The sequence below is a fragment of the Burkholderia sp. MSMB2157WGS genome (genome assembly GCF_001532755.1).
Taxonomy (GTDB): Bacteria; Pseudomonadota; Gammaproteobacteria; order Burkholderiales; family Burkholderiaceae; genus Burkholderia.
This window is the reverse complement of record NZ_LPJG01000025.1, coordinates 37,401-58,502: the sequence shown is the minus strand read 5'-3', so window position 1 is coordinate 58,502 and position 21,102 is coordinate 37,401. Positions and strand designations below refer to the sequence as shown.

Sequence of the window (21,102 nt, the reverse complement as noted above, 5' to 3'; positions counted from 1 at the left end):
CGAACGTAGTGTACCGAACCGTACATTTGCTTACATCTGCTCCCGATTCTATATCCGTTCCCATTTAAATTCCAACCTCTTTTCAACTACTCGGGCGGAAAAAATGATCAGGAGCACAACGTATTTGTACGGCGTTTCGGTACGACTTACACATAGGATTTACGATAGGTTAGATGTGCACACCTAATCCACCAGTAAAACAATTGCCTCGTCCACCAAACCTGCGTGGGCCCCACGTTACGCCGCATCCGTAACGCCAATGTTGTGACGTTACGTTACGAAACGGCCGAAACCGTTCTCATTCATCAGCACTTAAACAGATTCAACAATCTTTCAATTTCCATAACTTCCTTCTCCGACAAGGAATTGCCTCGTTTAAAACCGGTCGTCGAACGGTCGGGCATCGAAATGGCACGACAGTTGCAGAGTAGTCCTCGCACCACTCAACACAACGCAGTTCACAACACATTTTTAATGCGAGGACGAAATGGACATTAAGGTTATCCCCCATGGCGTGTTCCGGACGACTCTGATCGCGGCCACCGTTGCAGCCATGCTTTCCCTTTCCGCGTGCGGCGGCTCCGGCTCCATCAGCCAGGGTCTCGGCGGCGGCTCGAGCTCCGGCGGCGGCGATACGATCTCCACGTCGGGCGGCAACGGCTCGAGCGGCACGTCGGGTACGAGCGGTACCTCCGGCACGAGCGGAACCTCGGGCACGAGCGGCACGTCCGGCACCAGCGGAACCTCGGGTACGAGCGGCACGTCCGGCACCAGCGGAACCTCAGGCACGAGCGGTACGTCCGGCACCTCCGGTGTGTCGGCGAACCCGGTGGGAAATGTCCTCGCAAGCGGCAGCAACATCATCACGAATGCCGGCAGCACCGTCTCCGGTCTCGGCTCCGTCATCGGTAGCCAAACGCTGCCGGGCGTCAATCCGGCCACCACGCAAGCCGCGGGCGGCATCGTACAAAGCGTGGGCGGCGCGGTCTCTGCGCTGGGCAACGGCCTCGGCAACGGGCTCGGCCAGCTCGGCGCGACGAAGGATCCGATCGGCACCACGGTCGCCAGCACGGGCGGCGTGGTCAATCAGCTCGGCGGCGCAGTCACGCAAACGGGCAACCTGGTCACGAGCCTCGGCAGCGGCCCGCTGTCGCCGCTCGCGCCGGTTACGGGCGCGGTCGGCGGCCTCGTCACGACGCTCGGCGGCGCCGTGTCGAACGGCGGCACCACGCTCACCAACGTGCTGTCGACCGGCCCGATCCAGCAGGTCACGCAGACGGTCAGCTCGGCCATCACGCCGATCACGACGATGGTCGGCCAGACGACCCAGACGATCGGCACGGCAACCGGCCTCGGCGCGCCGGTCAACACGCTGCTCGGCACGGTCGGCAACGGGCTGAATCAGGCCGGCGCCCTGCTCGCATCGACGGGCGGCAACCCGGTCACCACCGGTCTCGGCAACACCGTCTCGTCGACGGGCAACACCGTGAAGGCCGTCGGCGGCCTGCTCACGGGCGGCACCGGCGGCGTGACCAACCCGCTTGCCCCGCTCACGGGTCTCGTGTCGACGGTGACCGGCGCACTCGGCGGCGCAACGGGTGGCGGCAGCGGCCCGCTCGCGCCGGTCACGGGGCTCGTCTCGACGGTCACGGGTGCACTGGGTGGCGCAGCAGGCGGCAGCGGCGGTCCGCTCGCACCGGTCACGGGCCTCGTCTCGACGGTCACGGGTGCACTGGGCGGCGCAGCAGGCGGCAGCGGCGGTCCGCTCGCACCGGTTACGGGCCTCGTCTCGACGGTCACCGGCGCGCTCGGCGGCGCAACGGGCGGTACCAGCGGCGGCCCGCTCGCACCGGTCACGGGCCTCCTCGGCGCAGTCACGGGCGCACTCGGCGGCGTGACGGGCGGCGCAGGCGGCAGCAGCCCGCTCGCACCGGTGTCGAATGCCGTCTCCACGGTCACGAGCACGGTCGGCGTACCGGCACTGAGCGGCGGCACGGGTGCCGTCACGAACGCGGGCTCGTCATCGAATCCGCTTGCGCCCGTCACGTCGCTGATCGGCGGCCTGCTCGGCGGCACGCACGGCAAGTAATCCGACATCCATTCATCGAAAAGACAGCGAGGAGTCCATCATGTCCCAGCAACGTTCGATCACGACGGTCGCCCTGCGCCACTGGCGCATGCCCCTCACCGCCTTCGCCGCAGCGTGCCTGCTGGCCGCCTGCGGCGGTGGCGGCGTCAGCTCGCCGCCGACCAGCAGCAACGACAACAACAACCCGAGCACGAGCGGCACGCCCGGCACGAGCGGCACCAGCGGTTCGCCGACCGGCACCAAGGGCGTCATCAGCACGGTCGGCCAGACGGCCACCGACCTCGGCAGCACGGTCGGCAACATCAGCCTGCCGGGCCTCGGCGACGGTGTGACGAAGGGCGTCGGCAGCACGCTGTCCAGCACCGGCACGATCGTCGGCGCGGCCGCCGATGCGGTGAGCAACGGGCTGGGGCAGATCGGCTCGACGAAGGACCCGGTCGGCACCACGGTTGCCGGTCTCGGCAACGTCGTCGGCGCGACCAGCAACACGGTGTCCGGCCTGAGCTCGACGGTCAAGGCGCTGGGCACCGGCCCGCTGGCACCGCTCGCACCGGTCACGACGCCGGTCGGCACCGTGCTCGATACGGTCGCCAACGGCCTGACGGCCGCCGGCACGACGATCGGCTCGACGCTGTCGTCGGGCGCCGTCCAGCAGGTCACGCAACCGATCAGCTCGGCGATCACGCCGCTCGTGATCACCGCCGGCCAGGTCACGCAGCAGGTCGGCACGACGACCGGCCTGGGCCAACCCGTCTCGGGCCTGCTCGGCCAGATCGGCGGCGCCATCAGCTCGGCCGGCAAGCAGGTCGCCGGCACGTCGAGCCAGCCGCTCGTCGGCGACGTCGGCCAGCTCGTGACCGCGGTCGGCAATACCGTGACCAACACGGGCGGCCTCGTCAATCCGAACGGCCCGAACGGCGCGGCACCGATCCCCGGCCTGATCACGAGCCTCGTCGGCGGCTCGACGGCAACCGTCCAGAACGGCTCGTCCTCCGGTTCCGGTTCGACGAACCCGCTCGGCGGCCTGCTGTCGGGTCTCGGCTCGACGCCGCTCGGCTCGCTCACGGGCGCGCTCGGCGGCGCAGCGGGCGGCTCGGGCAGCGGCCCGCTCGCGCCCGTCACGAATCTCGTGTCGACGGTCACCGGCACGCTCGGCGGCGCAACGGGCGGCGCGGGCAGTGCTAACCCTCTCGCGCCCGTCACCGGTTTGCTGAATACTGTCACCGGAGCGGTCGGCGGTGCGGCAGGCTCCGGGGGCTCGAGCCCGCTCGCGCCGGTCACGTCGCTGGTCGGCAGCGTGTCGGGTACGGCGTCGTCGGGCAGCGGTTCGACGGGGCTACTGGCACCGGTCACGGGGTTGCTGGGTACGTTGGGTAGCGTTGGCAAGTAAGGAGGACGGTCGCGTCATCGCAGCCGGAGCGAATGACGCGGCCGTACAAACACAACCGGCATTGCGGCACGCGGCGCGCGACACCCTGGTGTCGTGCGCCGGCATTACAAAGAAGACGAAAAGCAAGGCCTACGAGGAAGAACAATGAAATCCAGACTCGACAGATGGATGATGCTGCTCGCCATCGCGGCAGCAGGCACGGCACAGGCACAAACGCGCGTCGGCGGTAACCCGCTCGACTCCCTTCCCCAGATCAACGCACCGAAGACGGGCCCGAACGTCACCGTTCAGGTCGCACCGCAGGCGCCGCAATTGCAGGAGCTGCTGTCGCGACACCTGACGCCGACGACGTTCCAGGTCGAAGGCGTGAAGTCGGTGCCGTTCGAGGAAATCACGCGCCGCTTCACACCGCTCGTCGGCAAGGACATCACGATCGGCGAGCTGATCGAAACCGCCAACGGCGTGACGAAGCTGTACCAGGAACGCGGCTACGCGCTGTCGTTCGCGTTCGTTCCCGCGCAGACGTTCGAGAACGGTGTCGTGCGCATCACGGTGGTCGAAGGCTACGTGGCGGACGTCAAGGTCACCGGCAAACCCGGCGCGATGGAACCGAAGATTCGCGCAATCGCCGCGCACATCACGGCCGATCGTCCGCTGCGCCGCGCGACGTTCGAGCGCTACGTGAACACGTTCGGCCTGCTACCCGGCCTGACGGTGAAAGCGAATGTCCCGCCGCCGCAAACCACCGACGGCGCGACGACGCTCGAACTTGCGGTGGATCGCAAGCCGTTCAACGTCAGCACGGGTATCGACTTCAACCACCCGGGCGTCCAGGGCCTCATCACCGCAACCGAAAACGGCCTCACGTCGTTCGGCGAGCAGTTGAGCATCTCGGCGCTCGCGCCGCCGGGACGCGACAAGCAGACCTACTTCGCGTTCAGCGGCGCCCTGCCCGTCGGCAGCAGCGGCCTGATCACGCGCCTCGATGCCAGCACGTATCGCGGCAAACCGACCGATAACCCGGGGTTGCCGTCATACGTCCAGCGCACCGTGAAGAACGAGAAGCTCGGTCTTTCGGCTTCCTATCCGATTCTGCTGAACAACCAGCGTAGCCTGCTCGGCACCGTGTCGGGTTATGCGTCGCACAACGAGGACCGCTACCAGAACCAGATCAACGGCGCGACTCTCGATAACCGATCGCAAGTTCGCGTGCTGCAGATGCAACTCGACTACACGAACGTCCAGCCGAAACAGGTACAGAAGCTGAGCGTCAACGTCGCGAAGGGCTTCAACATCCTCGGCGCGTCGAAAGCGCAGGACATCACCGTCGGCACGACGACGACCTCGGTGGACAGCCCCATCTCGCTGACCTTCGTCCGCACCGGCGCGACCTTCACACAGACGAACGAATGGCCGTTCCGGATCGGCACGTCGGTTTCGCTGACCGGGCAATACAGTCCCGACTCGCTGCCGACGTCCGAACAGATCTCGTTCGGCTCGACCCGTTACGCGCTCGGCTACCAGCCGGGCGAAACGTCGGGCGACTCGGGCTGGGGGATGTCGCTCGAAGTCAACCGCGGTTTCACACCGGGCTGGATGTATCTGAAATCGATTACGCCGTACATCGCATACGACATGGCGCGTGTGTATCTTCACTCGGGCACGCCATCGCCGAACCGCATGTCGTCGGTCGGCATCGGCGTGCGGCTCACGGACAGCCGCTACTACAGTCTCGATCTGAACGTCGCGAAACCGGTGGGCGACGCACCGGTCGAAAGCGCGTCACGCAGCCCGCGCATCAACGCCGCGTTCTCGTATCAACTCAACTGATCGGTCACCAAAGTCGCCTCACAGCCCGCGTCACGCGGGCTGTTTCGATTAGAGTCCCCTCTATCAAACGTGGCGCACGGTTTCACGTATTCTGGCGAAGCTCGCAACAGACCCGCCCCATGCAGACGGGCGTGCGGGCCAATCGAACAGACATGCAAAACAAGGAGGATGACAATGATTCAACTGACCCGCCCGTTGCGTGCGATCGCCATTGCCGGCGCTCTGCTCGCGTGCGCAACCCCCACGTTCGCGCAAGCCGACAGCCCCGTCGGCATGTGGCAGACGATCGACGACAACACCCATCAACCAAAAGCGCTCGTGCAGATCGCCGAGGACGGCGACGGCTCGCTGACGGGCAAGGTCGTCAAGGGCCTCGGCGCGAACGATACGCCCGATCGCCGCTGCACCGCGTGCACGGACGAGCGCAAGGATCAGCTCATCAAGGGCATGACGATCATCAAGGCGATGAAGAAGGACGGCGACCACTGGGACGGCGGCAACATTCTCGACCCGGAGAACGGCAAGGTCTACAAGTGCAAGATGACGCTTGAAGACGGCGGCCAGAAGCTCGTGGTGCGCGGCTACATCGGCGTGTCGCTGCTGGGCCGGTCGCAGACCTGGGTCCGCCAGCAATAACGCAGTACGCGCCAAAACGCGCGGCTCAATAAAAAAATCGGCCTGCGACGACGTCGTCAGGCCGATTTCCTTTTGGGGCGTGCACAACGAAAACCGAAGGACATCACGCCGCGTGCTTCATCGCATCCGATGCATAGCTACCCGGTGCACGATACGCGGGCGCCGCGTTGCTACGCGCCTCCGCCGCCTTCGATTGCGTATGCTTGCGCATCCGCGCGGACAGTTCGTTGCACAGGTTCATGCCGGCGTCGCCGTAGAGCTCACGCATCACGTTCATCAGCGTGCCCGTTTCGTGCCATACCTTGAAACGGCGATGGCATGTCTGATACGACGGGTAACGGCGCGGCATGGCCGACCATGTTGCGCCACTGTAGATCACCCACAGCACACCGTTCAGCACGGCCCGCGTATTGGCTAACGGCCGGCCGCGCAACTCGGTGCGCGGCTGCATTTCGGGCAGAAGCGGCGCGACGCAGCGCCATTCGTGGTCGGTCAAATCGCGATACGGTGTCATGGACATCTCCAGCCTTAATAACCATGACACCACAATATCGGCTCACCTCAACGATGAATATAAGACAAATCCGAAAATACCCGAAGATTCGCTGAATCTAACCGAAATTGACGTTTGAATGACGCCAATTGCGAGCACCCGCCATCCGCTCAGGTCAACGACGTATCGACGATGCGGCGCGGCGTTTCGAGATACTCCTTCGACTGCATCTCGACGATGCGCGAGACCGTACGCGCGAATTCGTTGGCCATCGGGCCTTCGACGTACAACGCTTCGGCCGGCACCGCCGCGGACATCAGCAGCTTGACCTTGTGATCGTAAAGCACGTCGATGAGCCAGGTGAAGCGGCGCGCTTCGGACGCCATCCGCGGCGACATCTGCGGCACCTCGGACAGCACGATCGCATGAAAACGGCTCGCCAGTTCGAGGTAGTCGTTCTGCGAACGCGGGCCGCCGCACAGCGTCGCGAAATCGAACCACACGACGCCGTCCGCCTTGCGCAGCGCCTTCAGTTCGCGCTTCTCGATATGCAGGATCGGGCTTTCGTCAGGCACGGCCGCGAGCTTGCCGAAGGCATGGCGCAGTTCGCGATCGGCTTCCGCGCCGAGCGGCGTGTGATACATCTTCACCTGCGCGAGCGTGCGCTGACGATAGTCGACCCCCGCGTCGACGTTGAGCACGTCGAGCTTTTCCTTGATCAGCGCGATCGCCGGCAGCATGCGGTCGCGATGCAGGCCGTCCGGATACAGGTCGTCGGGATCGTAATTGGACGTCATCACGAACTGCACGCCATTGTTGAACAGGCGATCGAGCAAGCGATGCAGGATCATCGCGTCGGCGATGTCCGACACGTGGAACTCGTCGAAGCAGATCAGCCGGTAACGCTTCGCGATGCGTCGCGCGAGTTCGTCGAGCGGATCGGCCTGCCCCTTCAGTTCCTCGAGCTCGCGGTGCACTTCCCGCATGAATTCGTGGAAATGCAGGCGCGTCTTGCGCTGCACGGGTACGACTGCGTAGAAGCTGTCCATCAGGAAGCTCTTGCCGCGACCGACACCGCCCCACATGTAGACGCCGCGCGGGAGATCCGGGTGATTGATGAGCTTCTTGAAAGCGTTCGAGCGGCGCGCCTTGTAGTCGACCCACTCGTCGAAACAGCGCTGCAGGCGATCGACGGCCGCGCGCTGAGCGGGATCGGACTGATAGCCGCGCGTGGTCAGTTCGCGCGTGTAGTATTCGGTGACGTTCATCGGGCAAACCGGAAAGAACGAAGGCGAGCGGGAAACCCCGCCCGCCTTCGTCATGAGACGGCTGCGCCGGCCGACGGCCGGCAGGCGCTACACCGTGCTCAGCTGTTCAGCGAGCGCTTGTCGACCGCGAGCGCCGCTTCGCGCATCACTTCCGACATCGACGGGTGCGGATGGCAGATGCGGGCGATGTCTTCCGACGCCGCCTTGAACTCCATCGCCACCACGGCTTCCGCGATCAGGTCCGACGCGTTCGCGGCGATCACGTGCACGCCGAGCAGTTCGTCGGTCTTCGCGTCCGCGATCATCTTCACGAAACCGTCCGGCGCGTTCATGCCGAGCGCGCGACCGTTGATCGAGAACGGGAACTTGCCCGTCTTGATCTCGCGGCCTTCGGCCTTCAGCTGCTGCTCCGTCTTGCCGACCCATGCGATTTCCGGGTACGTGTAGATCACCCACGGAATGCAGTTGTAGTCGATGTGCGGCTTCTGCCCGTCGATCACTTCCGCGACCAGCACGCCTTCGTCTTCCGCCTTGTGCGCGAGCATCGGGCCGCGCACCACGTCGCCGATCGCGTAGACGTTCGGCACGGCCGTGCGGCAGTGGTCGTCCACGTCGATGAAGCCGCGCTCGTTCGCCTTCAGGCCGATGGCTTCAAGGCCGAGGTTGTCGGTGTTCGGCACACGGCCGACCGACACGATCAGGCGGTCGGCGTCGAGCGTCTGCGCGTTGCCGTCCTTGTCCGTGTAAGCGATCGACACGCCGTTCGCGGTCGTCTTCACGTCGCCGATCTTCACGCCGAGATGAATGTCGAGGCCCTGCTTCTTGAACAGCTTCGCCGCTTCCTTCGCAAGCGCTTCGTCGGCTGCGCCGAGGAATGCCGGCAGCGCTTCGAGCACCGTCACGTCGGCGCCGAGGCGGCGCCACACCGAGCCGAGCTCGAGACCGATCACGCCCGCGCCGATCACGGCGAGCTTCTTCGGCACCGAATCGAACGTCAGCGCACCTTCGTTGTCCGACACGATCTTGTTGTCGACCGGGATGTTCGGCAGGTGACGCGCCTTCGAACCCGTCGCGATGATCACGTTCTTCGCGGTGACGACTTCGGTTTCACCCTCGCCGCTCACTTCGATCTGCACGCCGGCATCGGTCTTGCCGGTGAACTTGCCATGGCCCTTCAGCCAGGTGATCTTGTTCTTCTTGAACAGGAACTCGATCCCGCTCGTCATCTTCTCGACGATCGCATCCTTGCGGCCGAGCATCTTCGCGACGTCGATCTTCACGCCGTCGACCGTGATGCCGTGGTCGGCCAGGTGATGCGACGCGTTCTCGAACTCTTCCGACGACGCGAGCAGCGCCTTCGACGGGATGCAGCCGACGTTCAGGCAGGTGCCGCCGAGCTTCAGCGCGCCGGCCGGGTTCTTCCACTTCTCGATACAGGCAACGGTCTTGCCGAGCTGCGCGGCGCGAATCGCGGCGATGTAGCCGCCGGGGCCGGCGCCGATCACGACAACGTCAAATTCCTTGGACATGACAATCCTTTCTACTTGTACGCCCGCAGGTTCACGCGTGCGCGCGAACCTGCGAACGGGTCGATGCAGTGAGACTCGGCTTACAGGTCGAGCAGCAGGCGTGCCGGATCTTCCAGCGCATCCTTCATCGCGACGAGCGACAGCACGGCTTCGCGGCCGTCGATGATGCGGTGGTCGTACGACAGCGCCAGGTAGTTGATCGGGCGGATCACGATCTGGCCGTTTTCGACGACCGGGCGCTCCTTCGTCGCGTGCACGCCGAGAATCGCCGACTGCGGCGGGTTGATGATCGGGGTCGACAGCATCGAACCGAACACGCCGCCGTTCGAGATCGAGAACGTACCGCCCGTCATTTCCTCGATCGACAGCTTGCCGTCCTTCGCCTTCTGGCCGAATTCGGCGATCTTCTTCTCGATTTCGGCGAGGCTCAGCTGATCCGCGTTGCGCAGGATCGGCACGACCAGGCCGCGCGGCGAACCGACCGCGATACCGATGTCGAAGTAGCCGTGGTAGACGATGTCGTTACCGTCGATCGACGCGTTCACGAGCGGGAACTTCTTCAGCGCGTGAACGGCCGCCTTCACGAAGAACGACATGAAGCCGAGCTTCACGCCGTGTTCCTTCTCGAACTTGTCCTTGTACTTGTTACGCAGTTCCATGACCGGAGCCATGTTCACTTCGTTGAACGTCGTCAGGATCGCGTTGGTCTGCTGCGATTCGAGCAGGCGCTCGGCGATACGCGCGCGCAGGCGCGACATCGGCACGCGCTGCTCCGGACGGTCGGTCAGCCACGTCGCTGCCGACGCCGGCACCTTCACTTCCGGCAGCGCCGGCTTCGCGGCGGCGGTCTTCGCCGGTGCGGCGGCCGGAGCAGCCTTCGGTGCGCTGCCTGCGGCCAGCGCATCGCCCTTCGTGACACGGCCGTCACGGCCCGAACCTGCGACGTCGCCCGTCGACAGGCCCTTCTCGGCCAGCAGCTTCGCTGCGGCCGGCGATGCGGCGGCCGAGCTCGATGCGGTCGCGGCGGCCGGCTGTGCGGCCGGTGCGGCTGCAGCAGGCGCTGCCGCCGGCTTGACTTCGGCGGCGCCTGCCGCTGCTTCGGCAGCACCTGCCTTCGCTTCGGTGTCGATCGTCGCGATCACCTGATCGGCGACCACCGTGTCGCCGTCGTTCTGCAGCACTTGCGCGAGCACGCCCGCTGCCGGCGCCGGCACTTCGAGGACGACCTTGTCGGTCTCGAGTTCGATCAGGATTTCGTCCTGCGCGACTGCTTCGCCCGGCTTCTTCTTCCACTGCAGCATGGTGGCTTCCGACACCGACTCCGAAAGCTGGGGGACTTTGACTTCTACGATAGCCATGTGATTTTCCTGGATGCTTAATCTGGGGTGTGACGAGGTTCGTGCGATTCCTTCGGCCGGTGCGGCGCGCGACGCGCCCGGCAGGCCAAAAGGAACGGGAAAGCGCCGCGCGCCTTCCCGTTTCGCTTGACGTCGATTATTTCGCGATCGATGCGCTCTTCAGGCGGCCGAATGCACCTTCGATCAGGGCCTTCTGCTGCTCGTAGTGCTTCGCGTAGTAGCCAACCGCCGGCGAGGCCGAAGCCGGACGGCCGCTGTATGCCAGCTTCTGCCCTTCCTTCATGCCTTCCTTCAGGTGGTGCTCGACGTAGAACCAGGGGCCCTGGTTCTGCGGCTCGTCCTGCACCCAGACCACTTCAGTCGCGTTCTCGTACTTCTTCATTTCGGCTTCGAACTGCTTGTGCGCGAACGGATACAGCTGCTCGATACGGATGATCGCGACGTCGTTCGCCTTCGCTTCGCGGCGATGCGCGACGAGGTCGTAGTACACGCGGCCCGAGCACACCAGCACGCGCTTGACCTTCTTCGCGTCGATGCCGCCGTCGGTTTCGCCCAGCACCGGCTGGAACGAACCCTTCGCCAGTTCCGACAGATCCGACACCGCCTCCTTGTGACGCAGCAGCGACTTCGGCGTCGCGACGATCAGCGGCTTGCGGAACAGGCGGATCATCTGGCGACGCAGCAGGTGGAAGATCTGCGCCGGCGTCGTCGGCTGGACGACCTGCATGTTGTGGTCGGCACACAGTTGCAGGAAACGCTCGATCCGCGTGGACGAGTGTTCCGGACCCTGGCCTTCGTAGCCGTGCGGCAGCAGCATCGTGAGGCCCGACACGCGGCCCCACTTCACTTCGCCCGACGAGATGAACTGGTCGATCACGACTTGCGCGCCGTTGACGAAGTCGCCGAACTGCGCCTCCCACATCACGAGCGTGTTCGGCTCGGCGGTCGAGTAGCCGTATTCGAAGCCCAGCACCGCTTCTTCCGACAGCACCGAGTCGATCACCGTGAACTTCGCCTGACCTTCGGCGATGTTCTGCAGCGGCACGTACGTGCCGTCGTTCCAGCGCTCGCGGTTCTGGTCGTGCAGCACCGCATGACGGTGCGTGAACGTGCCGCGGCCCGAGTCCTGGCCCGTCAGGCGCACCGAGTAGCCCGACGCGACGAGCGACGCGAACGCGAGGTGTTCGCCCATGCCCCAGTCGAGCGGCTGGTCGCCGCGCGCCATGTTGCGGCGGTCGTTGATCACGCGCTCGACGAGCGGGTGAACCTTGAAGTTTTCCGGAATCGTCGTGATGCGTTCGCCGAGACGCTTCAATTCGGCGAGCGGCACGGCCGTGTCGGCTGCGTCCGTCCACTTGCGATTCAGGAACGGCACCCAGTCGACCGCGTACTTGCTCTTGTAGTTCGACAGGACCGGATCGACGGTGTGGTGGCCGTCGTCCATCGCCTTGCGATACGCCTTCACGTAGTTGTCGGCGTCTTCCGCGGTGATCACGCCCTGCTGCACGAGCTTCTCGGCATACAGCGCACGGGTGCCCGGGTGCTGCGCGATCTTCTTGTACATCAGCGGCTGCGTGACGGCCGGCGTGTCCTGCTCGTTGTGGCCCAGCTTGCGGAAGCAGACGATGTCGATCACGACATCCTTGTGGAACTGCATCCGGTAGTCGATCGCGATCTGCGTCGCGAGCACGACGGCTTCCGGATCGTCGCCGTTCACGTGCAGCACCGGCGCTTCGATCATCTTGACGACGTCGGTACAGTACAGCGTCGAGCGCGCGTCGCGCGGGTCGGACGTCGTGAAGCCGATCTGGTTGTTGATGACGATGTGCAGCGTGCCGTGCGTGCCGTAACCGCGCGTCTGCGCCAGGTTCAGCGTTTCCATCACGACGCCCTGGCCGGCGAACGCCGCGTCGCCGTGGATCTGCACCGGCAGCACCTGCAGGCCGTCTTCGTCGCCGCGACGGTCCATCCGCGCCTTCGCGGAACCTTCGACCACCGGGTTCACGATTTCGAGGTGCGACGGGTTGAACGCGAGCGACAGGTGGACCGGGCCGCCTTCCGTCGACACGTCCGACGAGAAGCCCTTGTGGTATTTCACGTCGCCGGCCGGCAGGTCGTCGACGTGCTTGCCTTCGAATTCGGCGAACAGGTCGGCCGGCATCTTGCCCAGCGTGTTGACCAGCACGTTCAGACGGCCGCGGTGAGCCATGCCGATGATGATTTCCTGCACGCCGCTCTTGCCCGCGTGCTGGACGACTTCGTCCATCGCCGCGATGAAGCTCTCGCCGCCTTCGAGCGAGAAGCGCTTCTGGCCGACGTACTTGGTGTGCAGGTAGCGCTCGAGGCCTTCGGCGGCCGTCAGGCGATTCAGGATGTGCTTCTTCTTGTCGGCCGAGAACGACGGGGTCGCGCGGATCGATTCCAGGCGCTCCTGCCACCAGCGCTTCTGTTCCGGATCGCTGATGTACATGTACTCGGCGCCGATCGTGCCGCAGTACGTGTCGCGCAGGCCCTTGACGATGTCGCGCAGCGAAGCCTGGTCGAAACCGAAGTACAGGTTGCTTGCGCTGTACGTCTGGTCGAGGTCGCCTTCGGAGAAATCGTAGAACGCGGGTTCGAGCTCGGGAATGGCCGGACGCTCGCGACGCTTCAGCGGATCGAGGTTGGCCCATTGCGAGCCGAGGAAGCGATAGGCGCTGATGAGCGACTGGACGTGCACCTGCTTGCGTGCGGTCGCGAGATTGCTGGTGCTTTCGCGCGGAATGAAGGCATTGGCCTTCGCACGCTCGGCGAACGATTCGACGATCGGGAAGTGAGCGACGTCATTGGCATTCGAGCCGTCCGTCGCAGGCACGTTCTGCAGCGCGTCGAAATACTCTCGCCAGTTCTCCGGCACCGATGCCGGATTGTTGAGGTATGCATCGTACAGTTCTTCAACGTACGAAGCATTGCCGCCGAACAGATAGGAGTTCAGCTGAAACTGCTTCATTACATCTGACATTTTACGCTCACCTTTCTTCGAGCTTCTCGAGAAATAGCGGGTTACTCAACCTTCCGCGACACGGCCTGACCGTTTAGCGGATTGCGAATCAAGTCTTGCTTGGAAGGACCTAAAACTTGCGTGCGCGCAGCATATCACAGAACCGATACCGGAGTTCACGGCGAAATGCGCGTGAAAGCACCGCGCGGCGGGGTTTTGCCGGATTGCCGCGGCCTGCGGGAACAGTGTTTTGCAACCGGCCCGGTTGCCGGTCGCACGAATGCAAAAAAGGCCGCCCGAAGGCAGCCTTTTCCCTGATATGCGGGAACGATCGATGCTTAGTCGACCGCGCCTTCGCGGCTCGCGCGGCGACGCTCGTGCTCCTTCAGGAAGCGCTTGCGCAGGCGGATCGACTGCGGCGTCACTTCGACGAGCTCGTCGTCGTCGATGAATTCGACCGCGTATTCCAGCGACATCTGGACCGGCGGCACGAGACGCACGGCTTCGTCGGTGCCCGACGCGCGCACGTTGGTCAACTGCTTGCCCTTGATCGGGTTCACGACGAGGTCGTTGTCGCGGCTGTGGATGCCGATGATCATGCCCTCATACAGCGCATCGCCCGGCTTCACGAACATGCGGCCGCGATCCTGCAGCTTCCACAGCGCGTACGCGACCGCGGCGCCATCGTCCTGCGAGATCAGCACGCCGTTGCGGCGTTCGAAGACCGAGCCGTCCTTGACCGGCGCGTACGAGTCGAAGATGTGGCTCATCAGGCCCGTGCCGCGCGTGAGCGTCAGGAATTCGCTCTGGAAGCCGATCAGGCCACGCGCCGAGATCTTGTATTCCAGACGCGTGCGGCCGCGGCCGTCCGACGCCATGTCGAGCATCTCGCCCTTGCGGCGGCCCAGCTCTTCCATCACGCCGCCCTGGTGTTCGTCCTCGACGTCGACCGTCAGCAGCTCGTACGGCTCGTGACGCACGCCGTCGATCTCCTGCATCACGACGCGCGGACGCGACACGGCCAGCTCGTAGCCTTCGCGGCGCATGTTCTCGACGAGAATCGTCAGGTGCAGTTCGCCGCGACCGGACACTTCGAACACCGTTTCGTCGCCGGTATCCTTCACGCGCAGCGCGACGTTGTGGTTCAGCTCCTTCATCAGACGGTCGCGGATCTGGCGGCTCGTCACGAACTTGCCTTCGCGGCCGGCGAGCGGCGACGAGTTGACGAGGAAGTTCATCGTCAGCGTCGGCTCGTCGACGGTGATCATCGGCAGCGCTTCCGGCGTGTCGACCGCGCAGATCGTCGCGCCGATGCCGACGTCTTCGATACCGTTGATCAGCACGATGTCGCCCGCCTCGGCCGACTCGACCTGCACGCGCTCCAGGCCCTTGAACGACAGCACCTGGTTGATCTTGCGGTTCAGCACGTCGCCTTCCGGGCCGAAACGCATCGCGACCGGCTGGCCCGGCTTGATGCGGCCGCGCGTGATGCGGCCGACGCCGATCCGGCCGACGTACGTCGAATAGTCGAGCGACGTGATCTGGAGCTGCAGCGGCGCTTCCGGATCGGCCGGGCGAACCGGCACGTGCGCGAGGATCGCCTCGAACAGCGGGCGCATGTCGCCTTCGCGAGCAGCCGGGTCGAGCGACGCGTAGCCGTTCAGGCCCGATGCGTACACGATCGGGAAGTCGAGCTGCTCTTCGGTCGCGCCGAGCTTGTCGAACAGGTCGAAGGTCTGGTTGATGACCCAGTCGATCCGCGCGCCCGGACGATCGATCTTGTTGACGACGACGATCGGCTTCAGGCCGAGCGCGAGCGCCTTCTTCGTGACGAAGCGCGTCTGCGGCATCGGGCCTTCGACCGCGTCGACGAGCAGCAGCACCGAGTCGACCATCGACAGCACGCGCTCGACTTCGCCGCCGAAGTCCGCGTGCCCCGGCGTGTCGACGATGTTGATGTGCGTGCCTTCGTATTCGACCGCGCAGTTCTTCGCGAGAATCGTGATCCCGCGCTCTTTTTCGATGTCGTTCGAGTCCATCACCCGCTCCGCAATCTGCTGGTTCTCGCGGAAGGTGCCGGACTGGCGGAGCAGTTGGTCGACGAGCGTGGTCTTGCCGTGGTCGACGTGGGCGATGATGGCGATATTGCGAAGGGCGCGGGTCATAGAAACCTGGAAATCGTTTGAACGCGCAAACGCGCGCGCTCGTTTTTCACGGGCGCGCGCGTTGCAGCTTGGAAAGCCTCAAATTATAGCACGTGCGAGTGTCGAGAGCCGACCCGCGCATTGCATTGCAGCAAAACGGGCCGCTCCGCCCTCCTGTGCCGAACGGACGAATCCTCTTCCGCACGCTCGCCGATCGGCAAAAAAACCTTATCAAGATAAGGGATTCTCGCCAGACACAGCGCGGGTTTTGCCGTTCGATTAACATTTGCCGCGGCAAGCAATTGTGCCTATACTGCTGCCTAGTCAACTATTGCAGCTTCAGGGTTTTATGTCGGATTCTCCTACCTCTCCGCCCGTTTCGCAGTTGTCTTCGTATCAGATGAACGACAGCGTCGGTTATCTGATGTCGCGCGTGAAGTCGGTGATGACCAACCTCGTCACGCAGCGCACGCAGGAAGAGCTCGGCATCACGGGCACACAGGCGAGCATGCTGTTCATGATCGCGGTCGGCAAGTGCTCGACGGCCGCCGAACTCGCGCGCGAATACGGAATCGACGCAAGCGCGGTCACGCGCCTGCTCGACCGGGTCGAGAAACGCGGCCTGCTGTCGCGCGTGCGCAGCATCGAGGACCGACGCGTCGTGCGCCTCGAGCTCACCGACGAAGGCCGTGCGCTGGCCGAACGGCTACCGCCCATTTTTCGCAGCGTGCTCGACCAGGTGCTGGACGGGTTTACGCCGGAAGAAGTCGGGTTCCTGAAGAGCATGCTGCGCCGCATTCTCAGCAACTATTGCGAGACGGCCGGCGGTAGCATCACGTAATAGTTGCCATAACAATTACTTTTGACAGATTAATGTAAGGAAATCCTTGCAGTGTCCATCATTCATTCCGAGTCAGGGGTTAGCGCGATGAAATCCTCCCCGTTGTCCGTGCGCGCCGGGTCGTGCCGCGCCGCCGTCGCCGCCGCGGTCGCCGCGCTGGCGCTGGCGGGCTGCGCGAATTACATCGGCATCAAGAGCGACAAACAGATCGCCCCCGCGTCGCAATTCGAATCCGCCCAGAGCCTGCCGGCCCAGGGCGGCCAATGGCCGGCACTCGACTGGGCCAGCCAGTTCGGCGATCCGCAATTGCCGAAGCTGATCGACGAAGCGCTGCAGGGCAACCCGTCGATCGCACAGGCGCAGGCGCGCATCGCGAAAGCCTCGTCGTACATCGAATCGTCGCGCTCGAACCTGATGCCGAAGGCCGAAGCCAGTTATTCCTGGACGCGTGAACTGTATTCGGCGAACGGCCTGTTCCCGCCCCCGTACGGCGGCCAGTGGTACAGCGAAAACAACGCGCTGGCGAGCGCCTCGTGGGAACTCGACCTGTGGGGCAAGAACCGCGAGCGCCTGCACACGGCCGTGTCGCAGGAAAAGGCCGCCGAAGCCGACATGCAACAGGCGCGCATCACGCTCGCGTCGTCGGTCGCACGCACCTACAACTCGCTCGCCCAGCTCTATGCGTTGCGCGACATCGCGCAACGCGAGATCACCAACCGCGAGACGGTCGGCAAGATCACCGACGGCCGCGTATCAGCCGGCCTCGATACCAACGTCGAACGCCAGACGGCCCGCGGCAACATCGCGACCACCCAGGCCTCCCTGTCGGACCTCGACGGCCAGATCACGACGGTGCGCTACCAGCTCGCCGCGCTGCTCGGCAAGGGTCCGGATCGCGGGCTGCAGATCGCGGCGCCGGTGATGAACCCCACCGGCGAAGTCGCGCTGCCCGGCAATCTTCCCGCCGACCTCGTGTCGCGCCGGCCCGACATCGTCGCCGCGCGCTGGCAGGTCGAAGCCGCGATGCACGACGTGAAGGAAGCGAAGGCCGAGTTCTTCCCGGACGTGAACCTCGCGGCCGGGTTCGGCTTCGATGCGTTCGGCTGGGGCAAATTCCTGAACTTCGCGAGTCGCCAGGCGCAGTTCGGCCCGGCGATCCACCTGCCGATCTTCGATGCCGGCGCGCTGCGCGCCCAGCTCAAGGGCCGCTACGCCGACTTCGACCTGTCGGTCGCGAACTACAACCAGACGCTGATCAGCGCGCTGAACGACGTCGCGACGCAAGTCGCGTCGATCCGCGCGATCGATCGCCAGATGGGCGACGCCCAACGCGCGCTCGACGCCTCGACGCGGGCGTACGATCTCGCGGTCATCCGCTACAAGGCCGGCCTGTCGCCGCAACTGCAGGTCCTGACGGCGGACAGCAACCGCCTCGCATCGGAGCAGACGGTGACCAACCTGAAAATGCGCCGGCGCGACATGCAGCTCGCCCTGATCAAGGCGCTCGGCGGCGGGTTCGACGCGACCGGCACGCCGCTCGCCGCGCCCGATGCGGCCACGCCGACCAAACAGGCCGCCAACTGATCCGGCGCCACCACTACGCAGACACTCGAAATAACGGACGGAGAAAATCGCCATGAGCGACCAACAAAACGCCGCCAGCGCGCAGCCGCAGAACAACGGCAAGCGCAAACGAATGATGACGCTGCTCGTCGCGGTCATCGTGATCGCGGCCATCGCATACGGCCTGTACTACTTCCTCGTCGCCCGCTTCCATGAAGACACCGACGATGCGTACGTGAACGGCAACGTCGTGCAGATCACGCCGCAGGTCACCGGCACCGTGATCGCCGTGAAGGCGGACGACACGCAAACGGTCAAGGCCGGCGATCCGCTCGTCGTGCTCGACCCGGCCGATTCGCAGGTCGCGCTGCAGCAGGCGGAAGCCAACCTCGCGCAGACGGTGCGCCAGGTGCGCGGCCTGTTCGTCAACGACGACCAGTACCGCGCGCAAGTCGCGCTGCGCCAGTCGGATCTGTCGAAGGCCCAGGACGACCTGCGTCGCCGCCTGGCCGTCGCGCAGACGGGCGCCGTATCGCAGGAAGAAATCTCGCACGCCCGCGACGCGGTGAAGGCCGCGCAGGCATCGGTCGACGCCGCGCAACAGCAGCTCGCATCGAATCGCGCATTGACCGCGAACACGACGATCGCCTCGCACCCGAACGTGATGGCCGCCGCCGCGAAGGTGCGCGACGCGTACCTCGCGAACGCGCGTAACGTGCTGCCGGCGCCGGTCACCGGCTACGTCGCGAAGCGCTCGGTGCAGGTCGGCCAGCGCGTGTCGCCCGGCAACCCGCTGATGTCGGTGGTGCCGCTCAATGCCGTGTGGGTCGACGCGAACTTCAAGGAAGTCCAGCTGAAGCACATGCGCATCGGCCAGCCGGTCGAGATGACGGCCGACATCTACGGTTCGTCGGTCACGTACCACGGCAAGGTCGTCGGCTTCTCCGCCGGCACGGGTTCGGCGTTCTCGCTGCTGCCCGCGCAAAACGCGACCGGCAACTGGATCAAGGTCGTGCAGCGCCTGCCGGTGCGGATCGAGCTCGACCCGAAGGATCTCGACAAGCATCCGCTGCGCATCGGCCTGTCGATGCAGGTCGACGTGGACATCAAGGACGAACGCGGCGACCAGCTCGTCAACGCACCGAACACCGTCTACGAGACCAACGTGTTCGCGAAATACGGCGACGAAGCCGACGCCGAAATCGCGCGCATCATCGCCGAGAACGCCGGCGGCAACGCGTCGGCGCCGGTCGCGGCGAAGCAGAGCAGCGCCGCGAAAATGATGTAACGGTTCCGACTCCGGAAAGGCAACCGACATGGCACAGGCTCCTGTCTCCCATCCGCCGCTGCAGGGCGGACAACTCCTGCTCGGGACGATCGCGGTATCGCTCGCGGTGTTCATGAACGTGCTCGACACGTCCATCGCGAACGTCGCGATCCCGACCATCTCGGGCGACCTCGGCGTGTCGTCCGATCAGGGCACGTGGGTCATCACGTCGTTCGCGGTCGCGAACGCAATCTCGGTGCCGCTGACCGGCTGGCTGACCGACCGTTTCGGGCAAGTCCGCCTGTTCCTCGCGTCGATCGTCCTGTTCGTCATCTCGTCGTGGATGTGCGGGCTGGCGCCGAGCCTGCCGTTCCTGCTCGCGTCGCGCGTGCTCCAGGGGGCCGTCGCGGGCCCGATGATTCCGCTGTCGCAAGCGCTCCTGCTGTCGAGCTATCCACGCGCGAAAGCGCCGATGGCGCTCGCACTATGGGCGATGACGACGCTGATCGCCCCCGTCGCGGGCCCGATTCTCGGCGGCTGGATCTCGGACAACTATTCGTGGCCGTGGATCTTCTACGTCAACATCCCGGTCGGCATCGCCGCCGCCGCCGCGACGTGGGTGATCTACCGGAGTCGGGAGTCGGCCGTGCGCCGTGCGCCGATCGACGGCGTGGGCCTCGCGCTGCTGGTCGTCTGGGTCGGCTCGCTGCAGATCATGCTCGACAAGGGCAAGGATCTGGACTGGTTCGCGTCGACGACGATCGTCGTGCTCGCGCTCACCGCCGTCATCGCGTTCGCGTTCTTCGTGATCTGGGAGCTGACCGCCGAGCACCCGGTCGTCGACCTGTCGCTGTTCCGCATACGGAACTTCACCGGCGGCACGGTCGCGCTGTCGATCGGCTACGGCCTGTACTTCGGCAATCTCGTGCTGTTACCGCTGTGGCTGCAGACGCAAATCGGCTACACCGCGACCGACGCCGGCCTCGTGATGGCGCCGGTCGGGTTGTTCGCCATCCTGTTGTCGCCACTCACCGGGAAGTATCTGCCGCGCACCGATCCGCGCTTCATCTCGACGGCGTCGTTCCTCACGTTCGCGCTGTGCTTCTGGATGCGTTCGCGCTACACGACCGGCGTCGACGAATGGTCGCTGACGCTGCCGACGCTCGTGCAGGGCATCGCGATGGCGGGCTTCTTCATCCCGCTCGTGTCGATCACGTTGTCGGGCCTGCCCGGCCACCGCATTCCAGCGGCGTCCGGCCTGTCGAACTTCGTGCGGATCATGTGCGGCGGCATCGGTACGTCGATCTTCCAGACCGCGTGGGATCATCGGAACAACTTCCACCACGCGCAACTGGTCGAACAGACGAATCCGTACAACCCGACGTTCAATCAGGCCGTCACGCAGATGGGTAATCTCGGGCTCACGCAGGAGCAGGCACACGGCCTGATCAACAACATGGCCACGCAGCAGGCGGCGCAGCTCGGCGTGAACGATCTGTTCTACATTTCGGCCGCGATCTTCGTGCTGCTGATCGGCTTGATCTGGATCACCAAGCCCGAACGCGCGGGCGGCGGCGATGCCGGTGCGGCGGCGTCGGCGGCACACTGAGCGCTACCCGGCAGCGGCATCACGGCGCGATCACGCCAAACGAAAGGCCCGGTCGAAAATCGACCGGGCCTTTTTCATTCTGCCGCGTGCACGTGCGTGCGTCGC

The 21,102-nt window shown here is 64.9% G+C and carries 14 protein-coding genes; 8 read left to right on the top strand and 6 right to left on the bottom strand.

All coding sequences use genetic code 11. The features are described from left to right. The first annotated feature begins 487 nt into the window (after nucleotides 1-487). The 4 genes from WT53_RS15225 to WT53_RS15210 all read left to right on the top strand — a co-directional run bounded on the left by WT53_RS15225 (nucleotide 488) and on the right by WT53_RS15210 (nucleotide 5,945). Nucleotides 488-2,089 (top strand): collagen-like triple helix repeat-containing protein, encoded by a 1,602-nt coding sequence (locus WT53_RS15225; protein WP_034207130.1) that lies wholly within the window; start codon nucleotides 488-490, stop codon nucleotides 2,087-2,089. A 40-nt stretch (nucleotides 2,090-2,129) separates the two neighbouring features. Beyond that, nucleotides 2,130-3,479, top strand: a complete 1,350-nt coding sequence (locus WT53_RS15220; RefSeq protein WP_034207129.1) for a collagen-like triple helix repeat-containing protein — start codon at nucleotides 2,130-2,132, stop codon at nucleotides 3,477-3,479. A 144-nt stretch (nucleotides 3,480-3,623) separates the two neighbouring features. After that, nucleotides 3,624-5,309, top strand: a complete 1,686-nt coding sequence (locus WT53_RS15215; protein WP_060260421.1) for a ShlB/FhaC/HecB family hemolysin secretion/activation protein — start codon at nucleotides 3,624-3,626, stop codon at nucleotides 5,307-5,309. A 174-nt stretch (nucleotides 5,310-5,483) separates the two neighbouring features. Further along, entirely contained in the window at nucleotides 5,484-5,945 is a 462-nt protein-coding gene (locus tag WT53_RS15210; protein WP_034207127.1) for a DUF2147 domain-containing protein, read from the top strand. Between the two features lie 103 nt (nucleotides 5,946-6,048). On the opposite strand, the gene WT53_RS15205 is transcribed toward WT53_RS15210, so the two are convergent. The 6 genes from WT53_RS15205 to typA all read right to left on the bottom strand — a co-directional run bounded on the left by WT53_RS15205 (nucleotide 6,049) and on the right by typA (nucleotide 15,738). Beyond that, nucleotides 6,049-6,459, bottom strand: coding sequence for a transposase (locus WT53_RS15205; protein ID WP_034207126.1), 411 nt, complete (start codon nucleotides 6,457-6,459; stop codon nucleotides 6,049-6,051). A 149-nt stretch (nucleotides 6,460-6,608) separates the two neighbouring features. Next, a complete protein-coding gene (gene zapE / locus WT53_RS15200; protein ID WP_034207125.1) occupies nucleotides 6,609-7,706 on the bottom strand; it encodes a cell division protein ZapE in 1,098 nt (365 codons plus the stop codon). A 98-nt stretch (nucleotides 7,707-7,804) separates the two neighbouring features. After that, nucleotides 7,805-9,235, bottom strand: a complete 1,431-nt coding sequence (lpdA, locus tag WT53_RS15195) for a dihydrolipoyl dehydrogenase (RefSeq protein ID WP_034207124.1) — start codon at nucleotides 9,233-9,235, stop codon at nucleotides 7,805-7,807. 80 nt (nucleotides 9,236-9,315) lie between these two features. Beyond that, nucleotides 9,316-10,593, bottom strand: a complete 1,278-nt coding sequence (odhB, locus tag WT53_RS15190; protein WP_034207123.1) for a 2-oxoglutarate dehydrogenase complex dihydrolipoyllysine-residue succinyltransferase — start codon at nucleotides 10,591-10,593, stop codon at nucleotides 9,316-9,318. Nucleotides 10,594-10,729: 136 nt separating this feature from the next. After that, a complete protein-coding gene (locus tag WT53_RS15185; protein ID WP_034207122.1) occupies nucleotides 10,730-13,594 on the bottom strand; it encodes a 2-oxoglutarate dehydrogenase E1 component in 2,865 nt (954 codons plus the stop codon). Between the two features lie 317 nt (nucleotides 13,595-13,911). Beyond that, entirely contained in the window at nucleotides 13,912-15,738 is a 1,827-nt protein-coding gene (gene typA, locus WT53_RS15180) for a translational GTPase TypA (protein WP_034207121.1), read from the bottom strand. Nucleotides 15,739-16,066: 328 nt separating this feature from the next. Between typA and WT53_RS15175 the strand changes: the two genes are divergently transcribed. The 4 genes from WT53_RS15175 (at nucleotide 16,067) to WT53_RS15160 (ending at nucleotide 20,997) form a co-directional block, all read left to right on the top strand. Then, nucleotides 16,067-16,558, top strand: coding sequence for a MarR family winged helix-turn-helix transcriptional regulator (locus WT53_RS15175; RefSeq protein WP_034207120.1), 492 nt, complete (start codon nucleotides 16,067-16,069; stop codon nucleotides 16,556-16,558). 87 nt (nucleotides 16,559-16,645) lie between these two features. After that, entirely contained in the window at nucleotides 16,646-18,142 is a 1,497-nt protein-coding gene (locus WT53_RS15170) for an efflux transporter outer membrane subunit (RefSeq protein ID WP_034207119.1), read from the top strand. A gap of 52 nt (nucleotides 18,143-18,194) precedes the next feature. Then, on the top strand, nucleotides 18,195-19,409 hold the full coding sequence (locus WT53_RS15165) for an HlyD family secretion protein (protein ID WP_034207118.1): 1,215 nt from the start codon (nucleotides 18,195-18,197) through the stop codon (nucleotides 19,407-19,409). 28 nt (nucleotides 19,410-19,437) lie between these two features. Further along, a complete protein-coding gene (locus tag WT53_RS15160; protein WP_034207117.1) occupies nucleotides 19,438-20,997 on the top strand; it encodes a DHA2 family efflux MFS transporter permease subunit in 1,560 nt (519 codons plus the stop codon). The last annotated feature ends 105 nt before the right edge of the window (nucleotides 20,998-21,102 follow it).

What these genes read in the sequence shown, in the direction of transcription:
- WT53_RS15225 (WP_034207130.1), top strand. Translation starts at nt 488, where the DNA reads ATGGACATTAAGGTTATCCCCCATGGCGTGTTCCGGACGACTCTGATC.
- lpdA (WP_034207124.1), bottom strand. Translation starts at nt 9,235, where the DNA reads ATGTCCAAGGAATTTGACGTTGTCGTGATCGGCGCCGGCCCCGGCGGC.
- typA (WP_034207121.1), bottom strand. Translation starts at nt 15,738, where the DNA reads ATGACCCGCGCCCTTCGCAATATCGCCATCATCGCCCACGTCGACCAC.
- WT53_RS15220 (WP_034207129.1), top strand. Translation starts at nt 2,130, where the DNA reads ATGTCCCAGCAACGTTCGATCACGACGGTCGCCCTGCGCCACTGGCGC.
- WT53_RS15205 (WP_034207126.1), bottom strand. Translation starts at nt 6,459, where the DNA reads ATGACACCGTATCGCGATTTGACCGACCACGAATGGCGCTGCGTCGCG.
- zapE (WP_034207125.1), bottom strand. Translation starts at nt 7,706, where the DNA reads ATGAACGTCACCGAATACTACACGCGCGAACTGACCACGCGCGGCTAT.
- odhB (WP_034207123.1), bottom strand. Translation starts at nt 10,593, where the DNA reads ATGGCTATCGTAGAAGTCAAAGTCCCCCAGCTTTCGGAGTCGGTGTCG.
- WT53_RS15160 (WP_034207117.1), top strand. Translation starts at nt 19,438, where the DNA reads ATGGCACAGGCTCCTGTCTCCCATCCGCCGCTGCAGGGCGGACAACTC.
- WT53_RS15210 (WP_034207127.1), top strand. Translation starts at nt 5,484, where the DNA reads ATGATTCAACTGACCCGCCCGTTGCGTGCGATCGCCATTGCCGGCGCT.
- WT53_RS15185 (WP_034207122.1), bottom strand. Translation starts at nt 13,594, where the DNA reads ATGTCAGATGTAATGAAGCAGTTTCAGCTGAACTCCTATCTGTTCGGC.
- WT53_RS15215 (WP_060260421.1), top strand. Translation starts at nt 3,624, where the DNA reads ATGAAATCCAGACTCGACAGATGGATGATGCTGCTCGCCATCGCGGCA.
- WT53_RS15165 (WP_034207118.1), top strand. Translation starts at nt 18,195, where the DNA reads ATGAGCGACCAACAAAACGCCGCCAGCGCGCAGCCGCAGAACAACGGC.
- WT53_RS15170 (WP_034207119.1), top strand. Translation starts at nt 16,646, where the DNA reads ATGAAATCCTCCCCGTTGTCCGTGCGCGCCGGGTCGTGCCGCGCCGCC.
- WT53_RS15175 (WP_034207120.1), top strand. Translation starts at nt 16,067, where the DNA reads ATGTCGGATTCTCCTACCTCTCCGCCCGTTTCGCAGTTGTCTTCGTAT.